An 18,430-nucleotide genomic window follows, 5' to 3' on the forward strand; every position below is an offset into this window, starting at 1 on the left:
TCAGCGCGCGATACCGCCATGCGACACGGTGAGAAACTGGGCGCGGTCGCCGAGTGCGGAAAACATCGCCTGGTCGGTACCGGTCATGAAGGACTGGCCGCCGAGCCCATGAATGAGGTCGAACAGCGCCGCTCGCCGGCCTTCGTCCAGATGCGCGGCAATCTCGTCCAGAAGCAGGATCGGCGCATAACCGGTCATGTCGGCCGTCAACCGTGCATGGGCGAGCACGAGACCGATCAGCAATGCCTTCTGTTCGCCGGTCGAACAGCGCGCCGCATCCATGTCCTTCTCGCGATGCCGCACGAGCAGGTCCGACCGGTGCGGCCCGTCGAGCGTGCGCCCGGCCGCGGCATCGCGGTTGCGGCTGGTCCGCAGCATTTCAAGATAGATATCTTCCAGCACGGCGGCCGGCTGGTCCGGAAACTCGTCCAGAAACCCTTCCAGCGACAGAAGCGGTGTCGGGAAAGGCGTCTCGGCGGTGCCGGCCGAAAGCCGGCTCAGGAGGCCGAGCATTTCCCGTCGCGCCGCGGCCATGGCAATGCCGAGCCCTGCCATCTGCGCTTCGATGGCTGAAAGCCAGGAAGGGTCGAACCGTCCCTCGGACAGAAGCCTGTTACGGCTGCGCATGGAGCGCTCGAAATCACCTGCCCTTCGGCCATGGGCCGCATCGAGCGACAGGACAAGCCGATCGAGAAAACGGCGGCGGTCGGAGGATGCGCCGGTAAACAGCCCGTCCATGGCAGGCGTCAGCCAGAGAACCCGCAAATGGTCCGACAATTCCTCGGTCGATTTCGCCGATGTGCCGTTCACCCTCAGCTTGCGGGACACATTCTCACCTTCGCCAGCTTCGGTCCCGGTGCCGATCGCAACTTCCCCGTCCATGCCTTCGACATCGGCAAAGATCGCAAAGCCGCCGGCGGCGCCGACGCGGGAAACATCGGAAAGGACGGCGCGGCGCAGGCCACGGCCGGGCGACAGGAAGGAGACGGCTTCAAGCAGGTTGGTCTTGCCGGCGCCGTTCTCGCCGGTCAACACGACATGGCGCTCGTCGAGCGACAGGGACGCCGCCGCATAATTGCGGAAGTCGGTCAGCTGCAGACGGGAGAGGAAAGTCTTTTGCGCCATCGGGAATCACGTTGATGTCCGGATTGAGCTAAGGATTGCGGCGCGCAAAGGCAAGCATTCGCTTGGAAGAGAATGGTTCTGGCCGGATCGGTACCGATTCTGTCGGCGCAAGCAAATCCATTAGAACTTCAATTTATTCGCAATAACACACCAACTTATGATTAATGAAAACTTGGGGCACATGGCTAACAACCTCTTAAAGGGTCACTCCTAGAACTGGCTATACTTCATTTCGCGTCCCGATCCCGAGGGCGCTCTTTGCCGGAGACGATCTTGGAACGCGACACGAAAAAGGCTGGCCTCAACGAGCGCCTCGATTTCATCAATCTCGGGGAAAAAGAACGTCGCGATCTGGTTGCGCTCCTGCCTGTTGTCAAGGAAGCCATCGGTCCGTCGCTGGACGCCTTCTACAAGAAGGCCAAGAGCGATCCGCACACGGCAAGACTGTTCGCCACCGAAGCCCATATCGCCCATGCGAAGTCGAGACAGGCAACCCATTGGGAAATGATCGCCTCGGCCCGTTTCGATGGCGTCTATGTTGACGCGGTATCGGCGATCGGCCGCACGCATGCCCGCCTTGGCCTCGAACCGCGCTGGTATATCGGCGGTTACGCCCTCATTCTGGATGGTCTGATCCGCGCCATCGTCAAGAAAGAGATCAAGGGCTTCTTCGTCGAGAAGAAAGCGGAAGGACTTGCCAACAGCCTTTCAGCCGCCGTCAAGGCAGCGCTGCTCGATATGGATTATTCGATTTCCGTCTATCTCGATTCTCTGAACGAGCAGCGGCAGGCCGCCGAAAATGGTCGTGCCGAAGAAAAGGCCGCCCAGGATGCCGCAATGCAGGCGCTTGGCGCCGCCCTGAAGAGCCTGTCGAATGGTGACCTGACCGCCGAGCTCTGGCAGCAGCTGGCGCCGGATTTCAGCGATCTCAAGACCAATTACAATTCCTCCATCGGCGCGCTGGCCGCAGCCATGCAGGAGATCAGCTCCTCGGTCGAACAGGTGGGCGACGAAGTCGAGGGCATTTCCTCGGCTGCCGACAACATGGCCAAGCGCACCGAACAGCAGGCCTCTGCTCTCGAAGAGACCGCTGCCGCGCTGGAGCAGATCACGACGATTTCCGCCCAGTCCGCCAAGCGCACGCGGGATGTTCAGCAGATCATCCAGGAATCTGCCGCTGCCACGGAGCGCTCCGGCAAGGTGGTGGAAGACGCGATCGCCGCCATGGGCCATATCGAACAGTCGTCCCAGAAGATGACGCAGATCATCGGCGTAATCGACGAGATCGCCTTCCAGACCAACCTTCTGGCGCTGAATGCCGGCGTCGAGGCGGCCCGTGCCGGCGAACAGGGCAAGGGTTTTGCCGTCGTCGCGCAGGAAGTGCGCGAGCTTGCCCAGCGCTCGGCCAATGCCGCCAAGGAGATCAAGGAACTGATCGACCGTTCGTCGCATGACGTCGGACGCGGCGTGCAGCTGGTCAACCAGACCGGCGAGGCGCTGCTCGGCATCGGTGGCCGCGTCAAGGTGATCGACGAGCATATCAATGCCATCGCCCAGTCGGCCCAGGAACAGGCGTCTGGCATCGACGAGATCAATTCCGCAGTTCGGTCCATGGACCAGATCACCCAGCAGAACGCTGCCGTGATGGAGGAAACCAACGCGTCGAGCCAGAATCTGGTTTCGATCAGCCGCGCCCTCTCCACGCTGGTATCGCGCTTCACCACACGCCGGTCGCGCGAGCAGGTAACGGAGCGTCCAAGACTGCGGGCCTGACCTTTACGCGTGACTGGCAAGGACAGCCTCGACCGGGGCCGGTCGCTTGGATAGACTTGCGGCATTCCGGAGGAGAGCCGCATGACGAGCGAAAAAGACCGCCCATCTTTCATCCGCCACTGGACCGAGGTCGAAAAGCCTGAGGAAGGCCATTATCGCGGTGACGACGAACTGATGGGTTTTGGCGCGCCGCTCGCCCGGCAATACGGGCTGACCCGGATCGGTATCCATCACGAACGCCTGCCACCCGGCCGCCGCTCCTCCTTTCCGCATGCGGAAATGTCGGAGGAGGAATTCGTCTACGTGCTGGAGGGATATCCGGACGTCTGGTTGGATGGTGAGCTTTATCCGTTAAAGCCCGGCGATTCCGTCGGTTTCCCGGCCGGAACCGGCATCGCTCATACCTTTATCAACAACACGGAAGAAGAGGTGCGGCTGCTGGTGGTCGGCGAGGCAAACAAGCCGGAAAACCGCATCTTCTATCCGAAAAACCTGGACATGAAGCCGATCCGGCCCGATTGGTGGGAAAACCCGCCGCCGCGACCGCTTGGCGATCATGACGGCATGCCGGACGCCGTGCGCGCCTGGAAAGCCTCCAAGGAGAAGAAGAGTGACTGAAGACGCCCGCATTGTTGCGCTGGAGGAGCTTGCCGCCCATCAGGCCAAGGTGATCGAGGAACTGTCCGACCAGCTGGCCGAACAGTGGAAGGTCGTGGAGCAGACCCGTGCCAAGCTCGACCGGCTGACGGAGCGGTTTCTCAGCCTCGAAGAAACATCTCTCGAAGCCCCCGCCATCACCCGGCCACCGCATTACTGACGGGCCTCAGGCCGCGGCAGGTTTTGCTGACTTAAGCGCCACATATTCCCAGATCGCAACCAGCAGAAGCACCGTCGTCGCCAGGATCTGGATGGTGAAATTGGTGGCAGTCGGAACGAGCAGGAAACAGAGAGCCAGCAGGGCAATCCCGGTGCAATGCGACCAGGGAATGAACCTTGACGATACCGTCTTCATCCAGATCATGCCCGTGAGGAACAGGATCGGTCCGCCGAGCAGGGCAGAGGCCTGGGCGAATGATCCGCGCTGATCGGGATGCGACAGGGCGAAATCCTCGCCTACGGCGGCAAGAATGATGCCGCCGACGATCGGCAGGTGGCCATAGGTGAAGAGGTGATGTGCAGTCGATTGCGGCGCGCTTGTCTCTTCCGCCTTGTCGGCCGCCTTTTCCTGGCCGTCGTGAAAATAGATCCACCACATCAGCACGGTCGACAGGAAGGCGCAGGCAAGCACGAGCGGCGTGAGATCGCCTTCCATATGGCTGGAGGCGTTCTTGCCGGTCGTCAGGATCGTCTCGCCGAGCGCGATGATGACGAACAGGGCGCAGCGTTCCGCCATGTGCTCACCATTGATGTCGAGCGTCTCCGGTGGCGCCGCGCCGACACCGGGTAGCCAGTAGCGAAAGATCGGCGCCACATATTCGACCGCGAGTGCTGCGATCCAGAGCCAGACACGCGTCTCGCCCTCGGCAAGCCCGCCGGCAATCCAGAACAGGCTGGAGATCGCAAGCCAGACGGTGATCCGCTCGAAGGTCACGAAAGAATCCCGGTCGGCGCCGCGAAAGGCATAAAGCGCAAACAGGCAACGGATGATCTGCATGGCCGAATAGGCGAGCGCAAACAGCAGCCCCATATCGCCAAAGGCCCGCGGCAAGGCGATTGCGAGGATGATACCGAGGAACATCAGCCCGAACAGCAGAAGCCGCACCGGCTCGATCTCTGCGTCGAGGAGATTGGTCACCCAGGTCGTGTGGATCCAGATCCACCAGAGCGCGAAGATGAACAGCAGCGCTGCCCCGGCGACACCGAAGGAGAGATCGGCGGCCAGCGTCTCGGAGAGCTGGATCAGGGCAAAGACGAAGACGAGATCGAAGAACAGTTCCGGAAAGCTCGCCTTGGTGGATTCATGGTCATCCTTCCTCAGCCAGCTGCGCTTGCTGCCTGTCGTCTCTTTCGTCATGTCGGCTGCCATCGTGTCTCCCATATGGACGGATCTGTCGGGGTCTTGAGGGAGATTATCTAGAGCGCGTTTCCTGTTCGCCGAGTGGTCGCGCGCTATTGTCTCACCCCTTGAGGCCGAGGGAGATCTGGCGGGCTAGGCGCTGCAGCTCTTCCGGGTTGTCATCCAGCCGGGATGTCAGCAGCCGGTTCCAGGCAAAACCGGCCAGAAGTTCGATCGCCAGTTCAGGAGAAACCCAGTCTGCGGCCTCGCCCCTTGCCTGGGCGCGGCGCACAAATTCCGCCGATTGGGAAAAACGGTCGAGCACATAGGCCCGCAGCGCATCCGTGGCTTTTACATCGGTCTGCGCCTCGGCAATCACCGAACGAAAAATCGCACCGGCATTGCCGTCGCGCCAATAACCAAATAGCGCGGTCAGGAAGGCGATGATGTCGGTTTCCAGGCTGCCGGTATCCGGCACCCGCTCGACATGCTTTTGATGATGGTAGACATCGAGCAGAAGGGCTGCGCGGGACGGCCACCAGCGATAGATGGTCGGCTTGCCGGCATGCGCACGGCGCGCCACGGCCTCGATCGAGAAGCCGGCCAGTCCGTCTTCCATCAGGATCGCTTCGGCCGCTTTCAGGATCGCTTGCTGGCTTTCCGGATTGCGTTGTGCACCGATCGATCGCCGCCGGCTTGTCCCTGCATTCGTCATGCAATCACCCCCTCCACGAGCATCGATGCCTAGCATACGGCACTCTTGAACGAAACGCCTCGTTTCGTTATGGTTTGCGCTACCGAAACGCACCGTTCCTATGGAGATCAGGCATGACCGCGCCGACCGATACCAACGATGCCGAATTCATCGAAATGCTGGAGGAAGCCGAGCTGGAACTGCCGCATGTGCCGCCGGTTCAGGCCCAACCGTCAAAACTGCGCTTTTCGGTCTTGCTGGTGATCGCGGTCTATCCGATCATCACGACGCTGCTTTATGCGCTCGCATCCTTCACCGAAGGCTGGGAGATCTGGCATCGCACGATGATCATCACGCCCTTCATGGTGTTTTCGATCGTCTTCGCCGTCTCACCGGCCATCAACCGGCATTTCGGCTGGTTCGTCGCCGGTTTGCCGCGTCCCGGCAAGCTGGCAAAGGCCTGAAACGAAAAACGCCGGCGCAAAGGCCGGCGTTTCTATATCGGTCTCAATCCATCGGGATCAGCTGTCGAAGAATTCCTTCATCCGGGCGAAGAAGCCCGTCGATTCCGGATTGTTTTCCTTCGAGGAGATTTCCTCGAATTCCTGCAGCAGTTCGCGCTGTCGCTTGGTCAGCTTCTGCGGCGTCTCGATACCGATCTGGATATAGAGATCGCCCGTCTGCGACGAGCGCAGAACCGGCATGCCCTTGCCCTTCAGGCGGAACTGCTTTCCGGCCTGTGTGCCTTCCGGCACCGTAACACGCGACTTCGAACCGTCCAGCGTCGCGACATCGAACGTGCCGCCAAGCGCTGCCGTCGTCATCGAGATCGGCACGGCGCAATAGAGATCCGCACCATCGCGCTGGAAGAACTCGTGCGGCCTGACCGACAGGAAGATGTAGAGATCGCCCGCCGGACCACCGCGTGCGCCGGCTTCGCCTTCGCCCTGCAGACGGATGCGCGTGCCATCCTCGATGCCGGCCGGGATGTTGACCGAGAGCGAACGTTCTTCCGTTACACGGCCCTGGCCGTGGCACTTGGTGCAGGGATCGGTAATCGTCTGGCCGCGGCCATGGCAGGTCGGGCAGGTGCGTTCGACCGAGAAGAAGCCTTGGGAGGCACGGACGCGGCCCGAACCCTGGCAGGTGCCGCAGGTCTTCGGCTGCGTGCCGGGCTTGGCGCCGGAGCCGGAACAGACATCGCAGGTGATCGAGGTCGGAACCCGGATCTGCGCCGTCTTGCCGGCATAGGATTCTTCCAGGCTGATTTCCATATTGTAGCGAAGATCGGCGCCGCGTTCGCGACCGCCAGAGGAGCGGCGCGCACGACCGCCACCCATCATCTCGCCAAAAATGTCTTCGAAAATGTCGGAGAAGCCGCCGGCACCCGCGCCGCCGCCACCAAATCCGCCGCCGCCCATGCCGCCCTGTTCGAAGGCTGCATGGCCGAACCGGTCATAGGCTGCGCGCTTTTGCGGATCCTTGAGCGTCTCGTAGGCTTCGTTCAATTCCTTGAACTTGTGCTCTGCCTCGGCATCGCCCGGATTCTTGTCCGGATGGTACTTCATGGCGAGCTTGCGGAAGGCGCTTTTCAGCTCCTTCTCGTCAGCCGATTTGCCGACACCCAGTGTTTCGTAAAAGTCTGCTTTAGCCATTCAGGTAACCGGTTCCAGAAAGCGGTCCGGCTGCACGATGGCAGCCGGATGATAGTCAACTATGGTCGAGCCGTTGCCACGTGGCAACCAACGATTAAGCCGACTTCTTGTCGTCCTTGACCTCTTCGTAGTCGGCATCGACGATATCGTCATCCTTGCCGCCTTCGGAAGCGCCACCTTCGGCCTGCTGGGCCTCATAGATGGCCTGGCCGAGCTTCATGGAAACTTCCATGAGCGTCTGGGTCTTGGCCTGAATGTCGTCGGCATCCGGTTCGGAAGCTTCGACAGAGCCCTTCAGCGCTGCGATGGCATCTTCGATCGACTTCTTGTCGGTCTCGGAAACCTTGTCGCCATATTCGCTGAGCGACTTCTCGGTCGAGTGAATCAAGCTTTCGGCCTGGTTCTTGGCTTCGACGGCTGCACGACGCTTCTTGTCGCTTTCGGCGTTTGCTTCAGCGTCCTTGACCATCTTCTCGATGTCGGCGTCGGAAAGACCACCAGATGCCTGGATGCGGATCTGCTGTTCCTTGCCGGTGCCCTTATCCTTGGCCGAAACCTGGACGATGCCGTTGGCGTCGATGTCGAACGTGACTTCGATCTGCGGCATGCCGCGCGGTGCCGGCGGCAGGCCGACGAGGTCGAACTGGCCGAGCGACTTGTTGTCGGCAGCCATTTCGCGCTCGCCCTGCGAAACGCGGATCGTCACAGCCTGCTGGTTGTCTTCAGCGGTCGAGAAGGTCTGGCTCTTCTTGGTCGGGATCGTCGTGTTACGGTCGATCAGACGGGTGAAGACGCCACCGAGGGTCTCGATGCCGAGCGACAACGGGGTCACGTCGAGCAGAAGAACGTCCTTGACGTCGCCCTGCAGAACGCCGCCCTGGATAGCCGCGCCGAGTGCGACGACTTCATCCGGGTTGACGCCCTTGTGCGGCTCCTTGCCGAACAGCTGCTTGACGACTTCCTGGACCTTCGGCATGCGGCTCATGCCGCCGACGAGAACGACTTCGTCGATCTCGGCAGCCGTGACGCCGGCATCCTTGAGAGCTGCCTTGCACGGTGCGATCGTGCGCTGGACGAGATCGTCGACCAGGCTTTCGAACTTGGCGCGGGTCAGCTTCAGGGTCAGGTGCTTCGGACCGGAAGCGTCAGCCGTGATGAACGGCAGGTTGATTTCGGTCTGCTGCGAGGACGACAGTTCGATCTTGGCCTTTTCGGCAGCTTCCTTGAGGCGCTGCAGGGCAAGCTTGTCGTTCTTCAGGTCGATGCCCTGGTCCTTCCTGAACTCGGCTGCGAGATATTCGACGAGACGCATGTCGAAGTCTTCACCGCCGAGGAAGGTGTCGCCATTGGTCGACTTCACTTCGAAGACGCCGTCGCCGATTTCCAGAACCGAGATATCGAACGTACCACCGCCCAAGTCGTAAACGGCGATCGTCTTGCCGTCCTTTTTGTCCATGCCATAGGCAAGGGCAGCGGCGGTCGGCTCGTTGATGATGCGGAGAACTTCAAGACCTGCAATGCGGCCGGCATCCTTGGTTGCCTGGCGCTGAGCGTCGTTGAAGTATGCCGGAACGGTGATGACGGCCTTTTCGACCTTTTCACCGAGGTAGGATTCGGCAGTTTCCTTCATCTTCTGAAGGATCATCGCGGAAATCTGTGCCGGCGAGTAATTCTTGTCCTGAGCCTTGACCCATGCATCGCCATTGTCGCCGCGGACGATGTCGAACGGAACGAGGCTCTTGTCCTTCTCGACGGTCGGGTCGTCGAAGCGGCGGCCGATCAGGCGCTTTACCGCAAACAGGGTGTTGGTCGGGTTGGTGACCGCCTGGCGCTTGGCCGGCTGGCCGACGAGGCGTTCGCCATCATCGGAAAATGCCACCATGGAAGGCGTCGTGCGCGCACCTTCCGCGTTCTCGATCACCTTCGCGTCCTTGCCGTCCATGATGGCGACGCAGGAATTGGTTGTACCGAGGTCGATGCCAATAACTTTTGCCATATCTTCTCTCTCCTTTAAGCGAACTGTCGGAACCCCCTTAAAGGCATTCCATTGACCGTTCCTCGATTGGGATGGTTTTTAGCAGCGCAAGCTGCGTCCTGACGGGGTATATAAGGAGGGGTTTTTCCGACTGCAAGGCGCGAATTGGCCTCAAGCCAAGCAAAATAACGTTGGCCGAAAAGGCGATACGGCCAGCGTCACTGCCCCAGGATGGCGTCGAGAAGCGTCGTGCGGCGCTGCGGCTGCGGCTGGTAGACCTGGCCGACATCTCCCGGAGGCATCGGAACGCCGCCGACATTGCCGGGCGGCACCGGTGCCTGGCCGTCATAAGGCCCCTTATATTGCCGGTAATCCCGGTATCCGCCGGCCTGTTGCGCGCGGTTCGAACCATTGCCATCGCCATATTGGCGCGCCGCCTGACGGTTGTCGTAAACCTGCCGGTTATCATATGTGGGGCGATTGTCGTTGCAGTAGGCGTTGTCGCCATAGGCGCAGGGCGATTGCGGCTGCACCGGCTGAGCACGCTGGCGGGTTGCCTGTTGCTGGACAGGCTGCTGCGGCATCGGCTGCTGCACGGGGCGCTGGGGCAGCTGTTCCAGCGAGGCTTCCGCCTGGGCTGGTGCCTGCTGCGCGGGGGCCTGCTGTGCCGGCGCTGGCGCCGGCGGGAAATTGCCCTGCACTGCGCCGGCAGGCAGCTTGTTTCCGGTCGAGCCGGGCAGGATGCCGGAAATGATCTCACCGATCGTCGTCGTGGGCGCCTGCGGCTGTTCCGTTGCCGGCGGCAAGGCAAGCCCGCTATTGGAGCCGAACAGCGGTGTCGGCGTATAGCCCTTCATCGCCACCGTCATATATTCCTTCCAGGCCTTGGCCGGCAGGCCGCCGCCCGTCACCTTTTTCATGAAGGCGCCGTCGTCATTGCCCATCCAGATGCCGGTCGTCATGATGCTGGTAAAGCCGACGAACCAGGCGTCGCGGAAAGACTGGGTCGTGCCGGACTTGCCGGCTGCCTGCCAGCCGTCAATCCGCGCAGCACGGCCCGTGCCTTCATTGACGACGCCGGCCATCATGCTGTTCATCGCAGCCGTCAGCGGTGCGCTCAGCACGCGCGGCGGATTGCTGTAATCGGCATCGTAAAGCACCTTGCCGTCCGGATCGGTGATCCGTTTCACGATATGAGGTGTCGCCTTGTAACCGCCGTTCATGAAGGCGGCATAGGCGGAGGTGAGCTCAAGCGGCGAGACTTCCGACGTGCCGAGCGCGATCGAGGCATTCGGCTGGATCTCCGAATCGACGCCGAGCCGGTGCGCCAGCGCGATCACCTTGTCGGGGCCGACTTCCATGACGAGTTGGGCGGCAATCGTGTTCAGCGAATGGGCGATCGCGTAGGAGAGGGGAACCGGCCCCTTATATTCCTTCTCGTAATTTTCCGGCGTCCAGTTGCCGATCCTGACCGGCGTGTCGTTGCGGATCGTATCGGGTCTCAAGCCCGATTCGAGCGCTGCCGCATAAACGAACGGCTTGAACGACGAGCCGGGCTGGCGTTTTGCCTTGGTGGCGCGGTTGAACTGGCTTTCGCCATAGTCGCGCCCGCCCACCAGTGCGCGGATCGCGCCCGTCGCATCGACGGAGACGAGAGCGGCCTGCGAAACATTCGATTTCGCGCCGTCCTTCTTCAGGACCTCGTTCAGAACCTTGTCGGCGGCGTCTTCCAACCGGCGGTCGATCGTCGTCTCGACGACGATATCCGTCTTCGGCTCGCCGATCAGGCTTTTCACTTCGTCGACGACCATGTCGGCCGCATATTGCTGCGCGCCGGTCCAGTTGCTCTTTGCCTTGGTCGGCGGCTGCGACATGGCGGTCTTCAGGTCGCTGTCGGTGATGAACCCTTCCTGGCGCATCGCGCCAAGCACGACCTGCGCACGCGCTTCGGCCGCCTCGGGATCACGCGCCGGCGACAGGCGCGACGGCGCCTTCAGAAGACCTGCGATCGTGGCGGCTTCGCCGAGGCTGACGTCGCGTGCCGACTTGTTGAAATAACGCCGCGATGCCGCCTCGACGCCATAGGCATTCGAGCCGAAGAACACGCGGTTCAGATACATGGCAAGGATCTGGTCCTTGGTGAATGTGTGTTCCAGCCAGAAGGACAGGAGCACTTCCTGGATTTTTCGCTCGAAGGTGCGGTCCGGCGACAGGAACAGGTTTTTTGCCAGCTGCTGGGTGATCGTCGAGCCACCCTGGATCGGCTGGCCGGTAATATTGTTGACGAAGGCGCGCGCCAGCCCGAGCGGATCGACGCCGAAATGCGAATAGAAACGCCTGTCCTCGATCGCGATCACCGCCTGCGGCAGATAGGGCGACATGTCCTCGAGCGCCAGAGCCTCGCCGCCGGTCGTGCCGCGATTGGCAAGCACGGAGCCGTCATTGGAGGTGATCTTCATGTTCGGCGGGCGATCCGGGATCGTCCAGGTGCTGGCCGATGGCATGCGGGCGCCGTAATAAAGCACCAGTCCGCCAACACCGATGCCGGCCCAGATGGCAAGCACGACACACCAGTAGATCAGCCTGCGGATGCCGGCGAAAAATCCGCCGCCTTCGCGTTCGCGCCGTCTTTCACGGCCTCGGCTTTCGCGCTCGCGGCGCGGGGCCTGTTTGTTGCGGGGAGCACGGGAGGGGCGGGAACGGGCTACGGGTTCTTCGTCGCGATCGTCCTGATCATCGTCGTCGTCAAACTCGACCTCGGCTTTCGGCACGCGCCGCTTGCCGCGTCCGGAACCGCTGATCCGGTCGTCCGCGTCAAGGCGAAAATCCTCGTTCTGTCGAGCCCCTTCGAAGGAAGGTTCGACGCGCCTGTCCGATTTCCTGGCTGCCATGGTGAGCCGGCATACCCCCGTTGCGGCAGGTCGCCCGACCTGCCTATGTCTGAATTTCCTCGCCCGATCCGACTGCTGCACTCTAAATGCGGCGATTTAACGAGGTGTAAAAGGATGCTTTTGGCACCTTTATATGCGGCACCACTAAAAAACGCTGGTAAATCTCAAAAAAACCGGCTTTCTACTATTCTAGGAATCACTGTGATGCGTTCTGGATCAGCCCTTGAGGAGGGGAGGCCATGAATACGATCGTTGAAGCAGTAGTGAAGAATGGTGACCGGCGCGTACCGGTTGGACTGGTTACGGTCAAGCAGGCGCTCGACATGCCCGAAAAGGGAATATTCGAGTTCAGCCATCCGGCTTTCGAGGCCGGGAAAACGGATGTCTTCCTGAGCCGTGAGGCTTTGTACAAGCTCAGCCTGTCGTAAAGCTTGCGGCGTGGAGGAGCGCCGCCGGAAAATCGACGAAGAGCAATCGATTTCGTGTCTCCGGGAGAACGCTCGCTCTCCGGCTCGATCCCCATGACTGATTCTCGACGCGGCGGAACTTCGTGCGCGGCTGAATGGTTGTCTCATTCAAAGGAGATGATCATGGCAAAGAAAACTCTCAATCTCGGTTTTACCGGTGACGTCGCGGAAGAGACCGGCGTCGCCGTCAGGGCAAAATCTGCAGCCAATCGCATCAAGGACGAAGCCGGCATGGTTGCGGCCCATGCCGCCGATCATCCGGCGGTGACCGGTTCGGCAGTCGTTGCCGTCGGATTGGTCGCTTTCGCTCTGGGTTATCTGCTTGGAAACAGGTCCGGCGCAGCACGCTCCGGTCTCTGGCCGAGATAAGACGGCCGGAGCGACCAGGAAGCGGGGCTTCGTAAATTGCGGCCGTTTCGGGAGCGATCAGTTTTTGGAACCATCACAGGGCAACGCAGTTTTATCCTTGGTACCTCAACCAAGGAGACAGTTATGCCCAATCGCGATCCGCTTCCGACACCCGGCGCGGAAACTCCGCGTGGCCCTGTACCCACCGGAGGTGTGCCGGACCACACCCAGGAAAAGCCGCCGCTGACGCCGGCGCAGGATCCTGGCGATACCAAGAATCCGCAGGATCCGACACTTGATCCGGCGCTTCTCCCCATCGGAGATCCCGCCGGCATGGCCTGATCGGCTGATGCAACCAAATCTGCAATGGTAGCGCTGCGAAAGTGGCGCTGCCATTTTTCGTGCGTGCAATAAGGGTAATTCCATAAGGGTTAACCCCTAAATTGCACCCATGGGAATTTGTTATTGCTATTTAATTAGGGTGGTCTCACACTCTTCACGCTTTTGGGCAGGAACTCTGGGGGTCTTCGACCGGTGAGTCTGGCGTCAATTATCGGCGCCACCGGATGAGCGTTTAAGGCTCTAAAGGAACACCGGAAGAGGAAGGGTTGCCTTTTTATCCGCTCGTAGTCGGGAGGGTGATATGCCGACACAACAAATCAGAAATCCGGTCAATCCGGACCAGCTTAATCTACTGCAGCAGGTCTTCGATGAGACTTGTCTTGAACATCATATCGAGAAGTCCAGCCCCGATGCCGAGGCATTGGCGCTCATTCTCGTAAACTCCCTTCAGAAGGGCTCGGACGACAAGAATCGTCTTGCAGCTTTGGCGGAAACGCTCGCCAAAGGCCTGTGACCTGCTGAACCACGGATGACACATTATCATGCCGCAGTGCCTGCGAGGTGCTGCGGCATTGCTTTTGACGGTTCTTAGAGCCTTTCCTTGTTAGATTGAAGCATTCTGTTGGCTCAAACGGAGTCGGATGGTCGCCTGGCCGGCGCGCGTCGTAGCTGCGGCATACGGCCAAGCCGGCCAGGCGACCATCCGGCCCGTTTCAGCCAACCCCGAAGGGGCCGGGCATCTTTCCGCCGGGATCAGAGGCGATCGGCTCGGACGTACCCCGCGGTATGCCCTTCGCCAATCGCCTCTGCCCCAACGAAAACCTGCTCCGGCAGAATGCTTCAATCTAACAAGGAAAGGCTCTAAAGGAACCTATCTGCCTCTGGGAAGTTGAACGGTCTCTCGATCAATTCCCAGGAGGTCAGAATGGCAGATACAGTGAAGAGCTTGAAGACGGTCGAAACCAAAGCGCCGTCCTTTGATCATGAGCCCAGCGACAGCGGCAATTTCAGCTCGGAAATCGCGACCTTGCGTTCCGAGATCGCCAGCCTGCGCGATCTGCTCGCCGACAAGACCGGCATCGTCTACGACAAGGTTTCCAGCCGCGCTTCGAGCGCTGTCAATTATGTGTCTGACGAGGCAAGCTCGGTCGCGACCACGATCAAGGAGCATCCGGCTGCCACCACGACCCTGTTCACCCTGATCGGCGCCATCGGCTTTGCCGTCGGTTATGTGGTCGCCACGGCCTCCGCTGACAGCAAGCAGGCTTGGTACAGCCGTTATATCAACGACCGGTTCTGATATTATCGGCCGGACGGGTTTTTGAAGCGAGCGGGTGGAGCGATCCACCCGCTTTTGTTTTGGCGTCCGCCGGTATCAATCCGCAGCGGCTTCTGCCGGAGGCTGGCCGATATCGATCCAGATGGCGCCCGTCAGCTCAGCCATGCGTTCCGTACCGATCCGTACCGCTGCATTCGGTGCTCCGGCAGCCGGCACGACCAGATCGAATTTCCGTAAAGACTGATCGCAATAGATCGGCATGTCCGTCGCCACCCCGAACGGGCAGACGCCGCCGACCGGATGGCTGGTCAGAGCCTCGACCTCTTCGCCCGCCAGCATGCGCGGCTTGGCTGCGAAGACATCGCGAAATTTCCGATTGTCCAGCCGGGTCGTGCCCGACATTACAACCAGAACGGTGCGCTCGCCCGCCCGAACACAGATCGTTTTGGCAATCTGGGCCGGATCGACGCTATGGGCGATTGCCGCGAGCGGCACGGTCGCCGAACTTTCGGCAGTGACGATCACCTCGATATCGGGTGCTTTGGCGGCGAAAAAGGCGCGGACGGATGTAAGACTCATGGGGTCGAGAATGGCCGAATGAAAAAGTCTCGGCAAGCCGTCAAAGCCATCAAATCGAGCCATGTCGAAAACGCATTGCTGCGCTGCGAAATTCTGGCTGTTTTTTAAGCTGATCGGGTGTATAACACAATCATCGACGGATGCACTCCTCCTCCCAGTGTCCTCGATGGGACCAGCAACACCTCCTCCTCCCGGTTGTTGGTCAGTTTCAGAAACCCGGCGCACCTCCTCCCGCGCCGGGTTTTCTGTATCCGGCTCAGCCATGCAGCCGGGATAGGGCTAATTTTCGCACCCTTGACGCATTCCGGTTGAGCCTCTAAATCCGTCGCATCGATATTTGTTTGATAGCCAGCACTTGGCCCCAATGCCTCGCCTGCGACGATCTTTCTTCAAATTCGAAACACAAACGTCTCACCCGTTGAGGGTGGGGTAGTCGGACATTTGCAAGGAAAGGCATCACTATGGCGACTGGTACTGTAAAGTGGTTTAACGCAACCAAGGGCTACGGCTTCATCACCCCGGACGACGGCGGCAAGGACGTTTTCGTTCACATTTCCGCTGTTGAGCGCGCTGGCATGGGCCAGCTGGCTGACGGTCAGAAGATCGGCTACGAGCTGACCACCGACCGCCGCTCGGGCAAGGAATCCGCAGACCGCCTGCAGGCTATGTAAGGTTTGCGTGAAAGGGACTTTTCCCTTTCCGGATTTTGAACGAAGGCCGGCTCACGCCGGCCTTCGGTCGTTTTGGACACTGATTCGTGCTGACGCCGGATATTCGACTGCGCCGACCGCCGGCCCTTGCAATCGGCCAATACCGCCCCCATCTAGGGTTCAAGAGCGTTTCCGGCGCAATGCAAGGCGAGTCGCCAGATAGGCAGAGCCGCCTGCATTTAACGGCAGATACGGGAAACCGTGCCGCCTCGGAACAGTCCGCATATCCGTATTAACGGTATGTTAACTCCCCTGCGAGACGATGATCGCCAGAGCCGCGGTGATTTTAGGGATTTATCGATCCTGGAGATCTGAAAGTGGCCGCGCCGAAAATGCTTGTCCCATCGACTGTGACCACGGATGTACTGGCACGATGAATGGGAGTGGAAAGGTCGGGCTTGCCCGGCCTTTTTGTTTTTAAGGCCCCGCCAGAGCGGGGCCTTTTGCTTATTTGAGCTCAGACGGCCAGCGCTGCAATGATCCGAGCCCAGGAGCGAATGCCCTTGTGGTAGGACTTCAGGTCGTATTTTTCGTTCGGCGAATGGATGCGGTCGTCATTGAGGCCGAAACCGACCAGCAGCGAATCCATGCCGAGCATCTTCTGGAAATCGCCGACGATCGGGATCGAGCCGCCCATGCCGATGACGACGGCCGGCTTTACCCATTCGTCGGAAAGCGCGTTCTTCGCCTTGGTCAGGGCCGGCGAATCATAGGAGAGCTGGATGGCCGGCGAGCCGCCATGCTCGTGGAACTCGACCGAGCAATCGGCCGGGATTTTTGAACGCACATAAGCGCGAAAACTGTCGCGGATCTTTTGCGGGTCCTGCGTGCCGACAAGGCGGAACGAAATCTTGGCCGAGGCCTTGGCGGCAATCACGGTCTTGAAGCCGTCGCCGGTATAACCGCCCCAGATACCATTCACTTCGCAGGTCGGCCGCGCCCAGGTCAGTTCCAGAACCGAGCGGCCCTTTTCGCCCGCGGGGACAGAAAGACCGATTTCGCCCAGAAAGTTTTCAGCCGAGCGGCCGAGCGTTTCCCAGCTCTGCTTGATGTTTTCCGGCGTCTCTTCGACGCCTTCGTAAAAACCTTCGAGCGTGATGCGGCCGGTCTCGTCGCGCAGGCCGGCAATCAGCGTGGTGAGGATATGGATCGGGTTTGCGGCAGCACCGCCATAAAGGCCGGAATGCAGGTCGCGATCGGCCGCGGTGATGGTGATTTCCTCACCGACCAGACCACGGAGGGCTGCGGCGATGGCCGGCGTATCCGTGTCCCACATGCCGGTATCGCAGACCAGCGCGTAATCCGCTTTCAGCTCGTCCGCATTGGCTTCGAGGAAAGGCTTCAGCGACGGCGAGCCGGATTCTTCCTCGCCTTCGAACAGGATGGTGACGCGGATCGGCAGCGAACCGTTGATTTCCTTGTAGGCCCGGCAGGCTTCGACGAAGGTCATCAGCTGGCCCTTGTCGTCGGCCGTGCCGCGGCCGGTCAGCACCTTGCGGCCGGCGCTGATCTCCTTGATCTTCGGATCGAAGGGGTCGTCTTCCCACAGTTCGATTGGATCGACCGGCTGCACGTCGTAATGGCCGTAGAAGAGAACATGTGGCGCATACGCCGTCGCACCGGCATGATGGGCAACGACCATCGGGTGGCCGGCGGTGTCGCGCACCGAGGCGTCGAAGCCGAGCGTCTTTAGGTCCTCGACCAGCCATTCGGCGGCCTTGCGGCAATCGGCCTTGAAGGCCGGATCGGTAGAGATGGACTTGATGCGCACGAGATCGAACAGGCGTTCGATGGCGGCGGGAAGGTTCTGGTCGGCTCGATCGAGAACGGCGGAAAGATCGCTCATGAAATTGTCCTGTATCTGCTGCGGGGAAACGCACCCTGAATGACGGGCACCCAATGGCGGGTTCAAAAGAGTGGCGGGCTCAAAAGATCAGAAACCCGTCTTTTCCGCTGACAGTGTTAGCAAGCCTTGCCGCTGCGACACAATCGAAAAGAGGTTGTCAGCTTAGGTCGCGGGTGAGGTTCAGAGTTTTCGGGAATTCTCGACGATCATCCGCATATATTCGATCATCAGGTCACGCTCAAAGCGCTTGAAACCGGAAAACAGTGCCGCGTCGGCATCCGCCGCAGCCTCGACCGCGCTCATCTCCAGCGCCCGGCCGGCTTCGGTCAGGGTAATGATCTGGGCCCGCTTGTCGCTTGGATGTTTGACGCGGGCGATCAGCCCGTCGCGCTCCATCCGTGCCAGCGTATTGGCAAGCGTCGCCTGTTCCACTTCCAGCCGGTCGAGCAGCTGTTTCTGGGTCAGGCCGTCTTCCTGCCAGAGCTCAAGCAGGACGGGGAATTGTCCCGGTGAAAAGCCGAGCGAAAGGGATCGTTTCTGCAGCGACCGTGCAAAGCCCTTGGCGAGCTGCCCGGCGAGATAGGTGGCGGAATGGGAACGATCGAATGCCATGGCCTCGTTCAACCTCCCTGTCGAGCCGCGGGCAGCATTATCGATATATCGCAGGCCATGCTTTCGCCAAGCCTGCGGCGGGAACATCCTGCATTTCTGTCATGAAAACGTCGATCGACAAAAGGGCCAATAAAAAAC

Annotated in this window: 19 protein-coding genes; 10 read left to right on the top strand and 9 right to left on the bottom strand. The window is 60.5% G+C overall.

Annotation, left to right across the window (positions count from 1 at the left end; translation table 11 throughout):
• Positions 1-1,125 carry a DNA replication/repair protein RecF gene (gene recF, locus FHW37_RS16325; RefSeq protein ID WP_145638279.1) on the bottom strand — a complete coding sequence of 375 codons (1,125 nt, stop codon included), beginning with the start codon at positions 1,123-1,125 and terminating at the stop codon, positions 1-3.
• Between the two features lie 273 nt (positions 1,126-1,398).
• Here recF and FHW37_RS16330 point away from each other — a divergent pair, with 273 nt between their 5' ends.
• The 3 genes from FHW37_RS16330 (at position 1,399) to FHW37_RS16340 (ending at position 3,715) form a co-directional block, all read left to right on the top strand.
• Positions 1,399-2,898: a globin-coupled sensor protein gene (locus tag FHW37_RS16330; protein ID WP_145638281.1), complete on the top strand. Its 1,500-nt coding sequence runs from the start codon at positions 1,399-1,401 to the stop codon at positions 2,896-2,898.
• 81 nt (positions 2,899-2,979) lie between these two features.
• The gene (locus FHW37_RS16335) at positions 2,980-3,516 is read left to right on the top strand and encodes a cupin domain-containing protein (RefSeq protein ID WP_145638282.1); all 537 of its coding nucleotides are present in this window, start codon (positions 2,980-2,982) and stop codon (positions 3,514-3,516) included.
• Entirely contained in the window at positions 3,509-3,715 is a 207-nt protein-coding gene (locus FHW37_RS16340; RefSeq protein WP_145638283.1) for a SlyX family protein, read from the top strand. The genes FHW37_RS16335 and FHW37_RS16340 overlap by 8 nt, the downstream gene beginning before the upstream one ends.
• Positions 3,716-3,721: 6 nt before the next feature.
• Here FHW37_RS16340 and FHW37_RS16345 read toward each other — a convergent pair whose 3' ends face one another.
• On the bottom strand, positions 3,722-4,924 hold the full coding sequence (locus tag FHW37_RS16345) for a low temperature requirement protein A (protein ID WP_145638284.1): 1,203 nt from the start codon (positions 4,922-4,924) through the stop codon (positions 3,722-3,724).
• 91 nt (positions 4,925-5,015) lie between these two features.
• The gene (locus FHW37_RS16350) at positions 5,016-5,609 is read right to left on the bottom strand and encodes a TetR/AcrR family transcriptional regulator (protein WP_145638286.1); all 594 of its coding nucleotides are present in this window, start codon (positions 5,607-5,609) and stop codon (positions 5,016-5,018) included.
• A 113-nt stretch (positions 5,610-5,722) separates the two neighbouring features.
• Here FHW37_RS16350 and FHW37_RS16355 point away from each other — a divergent pair, with 113 nt between their 5' ends.
• Entirely contained in the window at positions 5,723-6,052 is a 330-nt protein-coding gene (locus FHW37_RS16355) for a hypothetical protein (RefSeq protein WP_246690802.1), read from the top strand.
• A gap of 57 nt (positions 6,053-6,109) precedes the next feature.
• On the opposite strand, the gene dnaJ is transcribed toward FHW37_RS16355, so the two are convergent.
• The 3 genes from dnaJ to FHW37_RS16370 all read right to left on the bottom strand — a co-directional run bounded on the left by dnaJ (position 6,110) and on the right by FHW37_RS16370 (position 12,109).
• On the bottom strand, positions 6,110-7,243 hold the full coding sequence (gene dnaJ / locus FHW37_RS16360; protein ID WP_145638287.1) for a molecular chaperone DnaJ: 1,134 nt from the start codon (positions 7,241-7,243) through the stop codon (positions 6,110-6,112).
• A gap of 94 nt (positions 7,244-7,337) precedes the next feature.
• The gene (gene dnaK, locus FHW37_RS16365) at positions 7,338-9,239 is read right to left on the bottom strand and encodes a molecular chaperone DnaK (protein ID WP_145638288.1); all 1,902 of its coding nucleotides are present in this window, start codon (positions 9,237-9,239) and stop codon (positions 7,338-7,340) included.
• A 197-nt stretch (positions 9,240-9,436) separates the two neighbouring features.
• Positions 9,437-12,109 (bottom strand): transglycosylase domain-containing protein, encoded by a 2,673-nt coding sequence (locus tag FHW37_RS16370; protein WP_145638290.1) that lies wholly within the window; start codon positions 12,107-12,109, stop codon positions 9,437-9,439.
• A 239-nt stretch (positions 12,110-12,348) separates the two neighbouring features.
• Between FHW37_RS16370 and FHW37_RS16375 the strand changes: the two genes are divergently transcribed.
• The 5 genes from FHW37_RS16375 (at position 12,349) to FHW37_RS16400 (ending at position 14,566) form a co-directional block, all read left to right on the top strand.
• The gene (locus FHW37_RS16375; protein WP_145638291.1) at positions 12,349-12,537 is read left to right on the top strand and encodes a hypothetical protein; all 189 of its coding nucleotides are present in this window, start codon (positions 12,349-12,351) and stop codon (positions 12,535-12,537) included.
• 162 nt (positions 12,538-12,699) lie between these two features.
• On the top strand, positions 12,700-12,945 hold the full coding sequence (locus tag FHW37_RS16380) for a hypothetical protein (RefSeq protein ID WP_145638293.1): 246 nt from the start codon (positions 12,700-12,702) through the stop codon (positions 12,943-12,945).
• 123 nt (positions 12,946-13,068) lie between these two features.
• On the top strand, positions 13,069-13,266 hold the full coding sequence (locus FHW37_RS16385) for a hypothetical protein (RefSeq protein ID WP_145638294.1): 198 nt from the start codon (positions 13,069-13,071) through the stop codon (positions 13,264-13,266).
• 301 nt (positions 13,267-13,567) lie between these two features.
• Positions 13,568-13,780: a hypothetical protein gene (locus FHW37_RS33595; protein ID WP_186458284.1), complete on the top strand. Its 213-nt coding sequence runs from the start codon at positions 13,568-13,570 to the stop codon at positions 13,778-13,780.
• A 411-nt stretch (positions 13,781-14,191) separates the two neighbouring features.
• Positions 14,192-14,566, top strand: a complete 375-nt coding sequence (locus FHW37_RS16400; RefSeq protein ID WP_145638296.1) for a hypothetical protein — start codon at positions 14,192-14,194, stop codon at positions 14,564-14,566.
• 75 nt (positions 14,567-14,641) lie between these two features.
• On the opposite strand, the gene FHW37_RS16405 is transcribed toward FHW37_RS16400, so the two are convergent.
• Positions 14,642-15,124, bottom strand: coding sequence for a YbaK/EbsC family protein (locus FHW37_RS16405; protein ID WP_145638297.1), 483 nt, complete (start codon positions 15,122-15,124; stop codon positions 14,642-14,644).
• A 461-nt stretch (positions 15,125-15,585) separates the two neighbouring features.
• Here FHW37_RS16405 and FHW37_RS16410 point away from each other — a divergent pair, with 461 nt between their 5' ends.
• Positions 15,586-15,795 (top strand): cold-shock protein, encoded by a 210-nt coding sequence (locus FHW37_RS16410; RefSeq protein ID WP_145638298.1) that lies wholly within the window; start codon positions 15,586-15,588, stop codon positions 15,793-15,795.
• 496 nt (positions 15,796-16,291) lie between these two features.
• Here FHW37_RS16410 and FHW37_RS16415 read toward each other — a convergent pair whose 3' ends face one another.
• A complete protein-coding gene (locus tag FHW37_RS16415; RefSeq protein WP_145638300.1) occupies positions 16,292-17,680 on the bottom strand; it encodes a dipeptidase in 1,389 nt (462 codons plus the stop codon).
• 180 nt (positions 17,681-17,860) lie between these two features.
• On the bottom strand, positions 17,861-18,292 hold the full coding sequence (locus FHW37_RS16420; protein WP_145638301.1) for a MarR family winged helix-turn-helix transcriptional regulator: 432 nt from the start codon (positions 18,290-18,292) through the stop codon (positions 17,861-17,863).
• Positions 18,293-18,430 lie beyond the last annotated feature (138 nt).

The sequence above is a fragment of the Neorhizobium alkalisoli genome, from assembly GCF_007829835.1.
In the GTDB taxonomy this organism is placed as follows: domain Bacteria; phylum Pseudomonadota; class Alphaproteobacteria; order Rhizobiales; family Rhizobiaceae; genus Neorhizobium.